Below are 7,617 nucleotides of genomic sequence, written 5' to 3'. Positions count from 1 at the left end.
TGGGGGTACGGACGGCGAGGGGTCTTCGCCCTTCCGGACCCCGGCGCTCCCGTCGGGGGACGGGCGGCCCGGCGGGGCCGCCCGCCCCGGGGGCGAGGTCCTCAGTGCTTGGCGGCCCCCTCCGCGCCGGCGCCGGTGAGGGCGCGGACCTGGAGTTCGGCGAAGCGCTCGGGGTCGGTCTCCTTGGACAGGAGGGTGCCGACCACCGCGCACAGCAGGCCGAGGGGGATGGAGACCAGGCCGGGGTTCTCCAGCGGGAACCAGGAGAAGTCCACACCGGCGGGGAAGAGGGAGAGGCTGTCTCCCTCGGCGTTCACCTTGCCGGAGACCACCGGTGAGAAGAACACCAGGATCAGCGCGCTCGCCAGGCCGCCGTAGATGCCCGCCAGGGCGCCCGTGGTGTTGAACCGCTTCCAGAACAGGCTCAGCAGCACCGTGGGCAGGTTGGCCGAGGCGGCGATGGCGAAGGCCAGGGCCACCAGGAAGGCCACGTTGAGGTTCTGCGCGAAGATCGCCAGAACGATCGCGGCGACGCCGACGCCGAAGGCGGCCAGCCGCGCGACCTTGATCTCCTCCTTCTCACTCGCCTTCCCGCGCCGGATCACGTTGTTGTACAGGTCGTGGGCGAGGGAGGACGAGGAGGCGATGGTCAGGCCGGCGACGGTGGACAGGATCGCGGCGAAGGCGACGGCGGCGATGAGCGCCAGCATGATCGCGCCCAGCAGGTTGCCGCCGAAGTGGACACCGACCTCCTCGGCCAGCTGCGGGGCGGCGGTGTTGCCGGCCGCGTTCTGGGCGACGATGGCGTCCCGGCCGACCAGGGCGGCGGCGCCGAAGCCCAGCACCAGGGTCATCAGGTAGAAGGAGCCGATGAGGCCGATGCCCCAGTTGACCGACTTCCGGGCCGCCTTGGAGTCCGGGACGGTGTAGAAGCGGATCAGGATGTGCGGCAGGCCGGCGGTGCCCAGCACCAGCGCGAGACCGAGGCTGATCAGGTCCAGCTTGTTGACCATGGTCTGCCAGGCGTCGCCGGCGACCTCGACGCCGTACCGCTGGCCGGGTTCCAGGAAGGAACTGCCGACCCCGCTGGCCTGCGCCGCGTCGCTCATCAGGGCGCCGAAGTTGAAGCCGTAGACGGCGAGCACCATCACGGTCAGCAGGGCGGCGCCGCCCATGAGCATGACCGCCTTGACGATCTGCACCCAGGTGGTGCCCTTCATGCCGCCGAAGGTCACGTAGACGATCATCAGGATGCCGACCACCACGATGCCCGCGATCTTGGCGGTCTCGGCGCTCATGCCGAGGTAGGTCTCACCGGGCTGGATGCCGAGCAGGAGGGCGATCAGGGCACCGGCGCCGACCATCTGCGCCAACAGGTAGAAGATCGAGACGGTGAGGGTGGAGACCGAGGCGGCGGTCCGCACCGGGCGCTGCCGCATCCGGTAGGAGAGCACGTCCGCCATGGTGTAGCGGCCGGAGTTCCGCAGCAGTTCGGCGACGAGCAGGAGCGCCACCAGCCAGGCGACGAGGAAGCCGATGGAGTAGAGGAACCCGTCGTAGCCGAAGAGGGCGATCATGCCGGCGATGCCGAGGAAGGAGGCGGCCGACATGTAGTCGCTGCCGATGGCGAAGCCGTTCTGCATGCCGGAGAAGCCGCGCCCGCCGGAGTGGAAGTCGGTGGCGGACTTGACCTGTCGGCTGGCCCACAGGGTGATGCCCAGGGTCAGGGCGATCATGAGGGTGAAGAGCAGGACGGTGATCAGCCGACCCTCGCCGGCCTGCGCGATCTGGACGCCGTTCACGGGCGGGCCTCCCCGGAGTCGGTGGACCGCGCGGCGGTGCCGGTGTCGGTGCCGGGGCCGCGCTCGGCGCCGTCCGCGGCCCCGGCCGGGCCGGCCTCCAGCTCCCCGCGCAGTTCGTCGGCGAGCGGGTCGAGGCGGCGACCGGCGTAGCGGGCGTACCACACGGCGATGCCGAAGGTGGTGACGAACTGCAACACCCCGAAGACCAGGGCGAGGTTGACGTTCCCCACCACCGTGACGGCGAGCACGTCGCGCGCGAAGGCGGACATGATCACGTACAGCAGGTACCACGCCATGAAGGCGATGCTCATCGGGGCGACGAACCGCACCAGTCGGCACCGCAGGTCGATGAAGCGGGGGTCCTCGTGCATCGTGACCGAGCGGGACCTCAGGTCGCCGCCCGGTGGTGGGTCGGTGGCCTCGGGGGCGGTATGCGTCGTCGTCATGACCGGCTCCAGGAGTGCGTTGTGTTTCCGCCGGGTGAACGCCCGGGGCGTGCGGGGAATGTAAGGAAGGTCACTCCCCCACCGCACCGCCCCGTACCGACTCGATCGCCCAGCGCCGGTGGGGTGCGCCGAACGGTCGTCGGGTCCGCGCCGAACGGGCGGACGGCGCGCCGAGCGGACGACGAACGGCGGGAAGGACCGGCCGGGACCATCGGCCCGACCGGTCGGCCCTCGCGCCTGGACGCGGGACGCCTCCCGCCCCCGGCCGGTCGGAGTCCGGCTCCCCGCGCCGGAACACGACGGAGCCCCCCGCGCCGCCGGGATGGGCGGTGCGGGGGGCTCGCGCGGTGCTCCGGTGCGGAGCGGCCGGTCAGCCGAGGATCACTTGAGGATCTTGGTGACCTGGCCGGCGCCCACGGTCCGGCCACCCTCGCGGATGGCGAACTTCAGGCCCTCCTCCATGGCGATGGGCTGGATCAGCTCAACGCGCATCTCGGTGTTGTCGCCCGGCATGACCATCTCGGTGCCCTCGGGGAGGTGCACCACGCCGGTCACGTCGGTGGTCCGGAAGTAGAACTGCGGACGGTAGTTGTTGAAGAACGGGGTGTGGCGACCACCCTCGTCCTTCGACAGGATGTAGGCCTGGGCCTCGAACTCGATGTGCGGGGTGACCGAGCCCGGCTTGATGACGACCTGGCCGCGCTCGACGTCCTCGCGCTTGATGCCGCGGAGCAGCAGACCGACGTTCTCACCGGCCTGACCCTCGTCCAGCAGCTTCCGGAACATCTCGATCCCGGTCACCGTGGTGGTGGTCTTCTCCTCCTTGATGCCGATGATGTCCACGGTCTCGTTGACCTTCAGGACACCACGCTCGATACGGCCGGTGACGACCGTACCGCGACCGGTGATGGTGAAGACATCCTCGATCGGCATGAGGAACGGCTTGTCCACGTCGCGCTCGGGCTGCGGGATGGACTCGTCCACGGCCTTCATCAGCTCGAGGACGCTCTTGCCCCACTCCTGGTCACCCTCGAGGGCCTTGAGCGCGGAGACCTTGACGACCGGCACGTCGTCGCCCGGGAACTCGTACTCGGAGAGCAGCTCACGGACCTCGAGCTCGACGAGCTCCATGATCTCCTCGTCGTCCACCATGTCGGCCTTGTTCAGGGCGACGACGATGTAGGGGACGCCGACCTGACGGGCCAGGAGGACGTGCTCCTTGGTCTGCGGCATCGGACCGTCGGTGGCGGCGACCACGAGGATGGCACCGTCCATCTGGGCGGCACCGGTGATCATGTTCTTGATGTAGTCCGCGTGACCCGGGCAGTCGACGTGGGCGTAGTGACGGCTCTCCGTCTGGTACTCGACGTGCGCGATGGAGATGGTGATACCGCGCTGGCGCTCCTCGGGAGCCTTGTCGATCTGGTCGAAGGCCGAGGCCTCGTTCAGGTCGGGGTACGCGTCGTGCAGCACCTTGGTGATCGCCGCGGTAAGGGTGGTCTTACCGTGGTCGATGTGACCGATGGTGCCGATGTTGACGTGCGGCTTAGTCCGCTCGAACTTCGCCTTCGCCACTGGGGTCCTCCTGTGGACTGGTGCTGTACGCCCCTCCGCACGGCGCGGAGCGGGTTGCAGGTGGTCGTACCGAACCGGCCGGGACCCCGCGGGGGACACCCTGGACCGTTTCGCTTCGGGTCGGCCGGTGGGGGGCGGCGGACCCCCGGTCACCGGACCCCGGGTGGGGGCCGGCGACCGGGGCGGAACGCCCCCGTTTGCCGTTTTGCTCCAGCTTAATGGGTGAGTGACTCCGGATGATCCGGAATTACTCGCCCTTGGCCTTCGCGATGATTTCCTCGGCGACGTTCTTGGGAACCTCGCCGTAGGAGTCGAACTGCATGCTGTAACTCGCGCGACCGGAGGTCTTGCTGCGCAGGTCACCCACGTAGCCGAACATCTCCGACAGCGGGACCAGGGCCTTGACGACCTTGGCGCCGCTGCGGTCCTCCATCGCCTGGACCTGGCCCCGGCGGGAGTTGATGTCGCCGATCACATCGCCCATGTAGTCCTCGGGCGTGGTGACCTCGACCGCCATCAGCGGCTCCAGCAGGGCCGGGCTGGCCTTGCGGGCGGCCTCCTTGAAGACCATGGAACCGGCGATCTTGAACGCCATCTCGGAGGAGTCGACGTCGTGGTACGCGCCGTCGAGCAGGGTCACCTTCACACCGGTCAGCGGGTACCCGGCGAGCACGCCGAATTCCATCGCCTCCTGGCAACCGGCGTCCACCGAGGGGATGTACTCCTTGGGGATGCGGCCACCGGTGACCTTGTTCTCGAACTCGTAGCCGCCGCCCTCGAGAGGCTCCAGGGCGATCTGCACCTTCGCGAACTGACCGGAACCACCGGTCTGCTTCTTGTGGGTGTAGTCGATCTTCTCGACGGCCCGACGCAGGGTCTCGCGGTAGGCGACCTGCGGCTTGCCGACGTTCGCCTCGACCTTGAACTCCCGCCGCATGCGGTCGACCAGAACGTCGAGGTGGAGTTCACCCATGCCGGAGATGATGGTCTGGCCGGTCTCCTCGTCGGTCTTGACCTGGAAGGACGGGTCCTCCTCGGCCAGCCGCTGGATCGCGACGCCCAGCTTCTCCTGGTCGCCCTTGGACTTGGGCTCGATCGCGACCTCGATGACGGGGTTCGGGAACTCCATCGACTCGAGGATCACCGGGTTCGCCGAGTCGCTGAGGGTCTCACCGGTGGTGGTCTGCTTCAGACCCATGACGGCGACGATGTCACCGGCACCCACACGGCTGATCTCCTCACGCTTGTTGGCGTGCATCCGGTAGATCTTGCCGATCCGCTCCTTCCGACCCTTCACCGAGTTCAGCACCTGGGTGCCGGACTCCAGCACACCGGAGTAGATCCGGATGAAGGTGAGCTTGCCCAGGTGGGGGTCGCTCATGATCTTGAAGGCGAGCGCGGACATCGGCTCGTCCTCGGAAGGCTTGCGGGCGATGACCTTCTCGCTGTCCTTGACGTCCTGGCCCTCGATGGCCTCGACGTCCAGCGGGGAGGGCAGGTACCGCACGACCGCGTCGAGCAGGGGCTGCACGCCCTTGTTCTTGAACGCGGTACCGCAGAACACCGGGGTGATGGTCGCGCCGTCGGCACCGGTGGAGGCGAGGGTGATGCGCCGGATGGCGGCGTAGAGCTGCTCCTCGGTGGGCTCCTCGCCCTCGAGGAAGAGCTCCATCATCTCGTCGTCGTTCTCGGAGACGCCCTCGACCAGCTTGGCCCGGTACTCGTCGGCCTGCTCCCGCAGGTCGGCGGGGATGTCGACGATGTCGTACATCTCACCGAGCTTGGTGTCCTCGGACCAGACCAGGGCCTTCATCCGGACCAGGTCGATGACGCCCTTGAAGCCGCCCTCGGCGCCGATCGGGAGCTGCATGACCAGCGGGGTGGCGTTGAGCCGGTCCACGATCATGCTCACGCAGCGCAGGAAGTCCGCGCCGGTGCGGTCGAGCTTGTTGACGAAGCAGATGCGCGGCACGCCGTACCGGTCCGCCTGGCGCCAGACGGTCTCGGACTGCGGCTCGACACCCGCCACGCCGTCGAACACCGTCACGGCACCGTCGAGCACGCGCAGGGACCGCTCCACCTCGACGGTGAAGTCCACGTGCCCGGGGGTGTCGATGATGTTGATGGTGTGGTCGACGTCCTCCAGCGGCCAGTGACAGGTCGTCGCCGCGGAGGTGATGGTGATGCCGCGCTCCTGCTCCTGCGCCATCCAGTCCATCGTCGCCGCGCCGTCGTGGACCTCACCGATCTTGTAGCTGACACCCGTGTAGTACAGGATCCGCTCGGTGGTGGTCGTCTTGCCCGCGTCGATGTGGGCCATGATCCCGATGTTGCGAACCCTGGCCAGGTCAAGCGAAGTGGTAGCCATGAGGCTTCAGTCTTCTCTCGGTCTCGGTGGGCCGGCGACTACCAGCGGTAGTGCGCGAAGGCCTTGTTGGACTCGGCCATCTTGTGCGTGTCCTCACGCTTCTTGACCGAGGCGCCGAGGCCGTTGGAGGCGTCCAGCAGCTCGTTCATCAGACGCTCGGTCATGGTCTTCTCGCGACGGGCGCGGGAGTAGCCGACCAGCCAGCGCAGCGCGAGGGTGGAGGAACGTCCGGGACGAACCTCGACCGGCACCTGGTAGGTGGCGCCACCGACACGCCGGGAGCGGACCTCGAGGGTCGGCTTGACGTTGTCCAGCGCGCGCTTGAGGGTGACGACCGGGTCGTTGCCGGTCTTCTCCCGCAGGCCCTCCAGGGCGCCGTAGACGATGCGCTCGGCGGTGGAGCGCTTGCCGTGCAGCAGCACCTTGTTGATGAGCGAGGTCACCAGAGGAGAGCCGTAGACCGGGTCGATGTGCACCGGACGCTTCGGGGCGGGGCCCTTGCGTGGCATGGCTTACTTCTCCTTCTTGGCGCCGTAGCGGCTGCGGGCCTGCTTGCGGTTGCGGACGCCCTGGGTGTCCAGGGAACCGCGGATGATCTTGTAGCGAACACCCGGGAGGTCCCGGACCCGGCCACCGCGCACGAGCACGATGGAGTGCTCCTGGAGGTTGTGGCCCTCACCCGGAATGTAGGCCGTGACCTCGATCCCGCTGGTCAGGCGGACACGAGCCACCTTGCGCAGGGCCGAGTTCGGCTTCTTGGGAGTGGTCGTGAAGACGCGCGTGCAGGTGCCGCGGCGCTGCGGCGAACCGTCGAGCGCCAGCGTCTTGTTCTTCTCGGCCTTGTCCTGCCGGCCCTTGCGGACCAACTGCTGGATCGTTGGCACGGTTTCTCCGGTTTCTGTGTGCCGTCTGGTGAAACTAACCCGGACCACGCATCCGACCCACGCGGTCGGGCGTGTCGAAGACTGCGCATCCCCCCGTGGGGGCGAAAAGCAGGTTCCGGAGCCCTCCGCGGCCGCACCGCCTCATCGGATCGCTCATCGACCGGTGATCGGGGGCGCGCAGGGGACACCCCGGGCACAAGGACAGAGCGTACCGAGCGCAACGGCCCGGGTCAAAACAACCGGGCACGCGGAAGGGGGCCCGGGAATCCCCCGCCGGGAACCGGGGGGCGGCGCGGCCTCGGGAAGTGAGGACCGACGACCGGAACGGCGACGGCGGGGTCGGTCGGGAACGGTCGGGAACCGGGGCCCGCGCGGGCTCCACGTGACACTACCCCGGGGGAGGATCGCTCACGCCTTCCGCGCCGACTCCGGGGCTCGAACGGGGGATTCGGGCCGGCCGGGTCCACGGACGGGACGCCCGGGCCTCCCGGGGCCCCCGGGAGGTTCCGGCATCCGCCCCTCCCGAGACCTCCCCGCGGCAC

General features: G+C 68.7%; 6 protein-coding genes. All 6 read right to left on the bottom strand.

Annotated elements, in window-relative coordinates; genetic code table 11:
- Positions 1 to 101: 101 nt before the first annotated feature.
- Positions 102 to 1,802: a solute symporter family protein gene (locus tag FNQ90_RS07385; RefSeq protein WP_407699318.1), complete on the bottom strand. Its 1,701-nt coding sequence runs from the start codon at positions 1,800 to 1,802 to the stop codon at positions 102 to 104.
- Positions 1,799 to 2,248: a DUF485 domain-containing protein gene (locus FNQ90_RS07380; RefSeq protein ID WP_182605585.1), complete on the bottom strand. Its 450-nt coding sequence runs from the start codon at positions 2,246 to 2,248 to the stop codon at positions 1,799 to 1,801. Before FNQ90_RS07380 ends, FNQ90_RS07385 begins: the two co-directional genes overlap by 4 nt.
- A 381-nt stretch (positions 2,249 to 2,629) precedes the next feature.
- Positions 2,630 to 3,823: an elongation factor Tu gene (gene tuf / locus FNQ90_RS07375; RefSeq protein ID WP_143616577.1), complete on the bottom strand. Its 1,194-nt coding sequence runs from the start codon at positions 3,821 to 3,823 to the stop codon at positions 2,630 to 2,632.
- Between the two features lie 247 nt (positions 3,824 to 4,070).
- Entirely contained in the window at positions 4,071 to 6,191 is a 2,121-nt protein-coding gene (fusA, locus tag FNQ90_RS07370; protein WP_182605583.1) for an elongation factor G, read from the bottom strand.
- Between the two features lie 38 nt (positions 6,192 to 6,229).
- Positions 6,230 to 6,700 carry a 30S ribosomal protein S7 gene (gene rpsG / locus FNQ90_RS07365; RefSeq protein WP_143616573.1) on the bottom strand — a complete coding sequence of 157 codons (471 nt, stop codon included), beginning with the start codon at positions 6,698 to 6,700 and terminating at the stop codon, positions 6,230 to 6,232.
- A gap of 3 nt (positions 6,701 to 6,703) precedes the next feature.
- Positions 6,704 to 7,075, bottom strand: a complete 372-nt coding sequence (gene rpsL / locus FNQ90_RS07360; RefSeq protein ID WP_143616571.1) for a 30S ribosomal protein S12 — start codon at positions 7,073 to 7,075, stop codon at positions 6,704 to 6,706.
- Positions 7,076 to 7,617 lie beyond the last annotated feature (542 nt).

The sequence above is a fragment of the Streptomyces alkaliphilus genome, assembly GCF_014141535.1.
GTDB classification, from domain to species: Bacteria; Actinomycetota; Actinomycetes; order Streptomycetales; family Streptomycetaceae; genus Streptomyces; species Streptomyces alkaliphilus.
The sequence above is the reverse complement of the archived record's forward strand: the minus strand, read 5'-3'. Positions and strand labels throughout refer to the sequence as shown.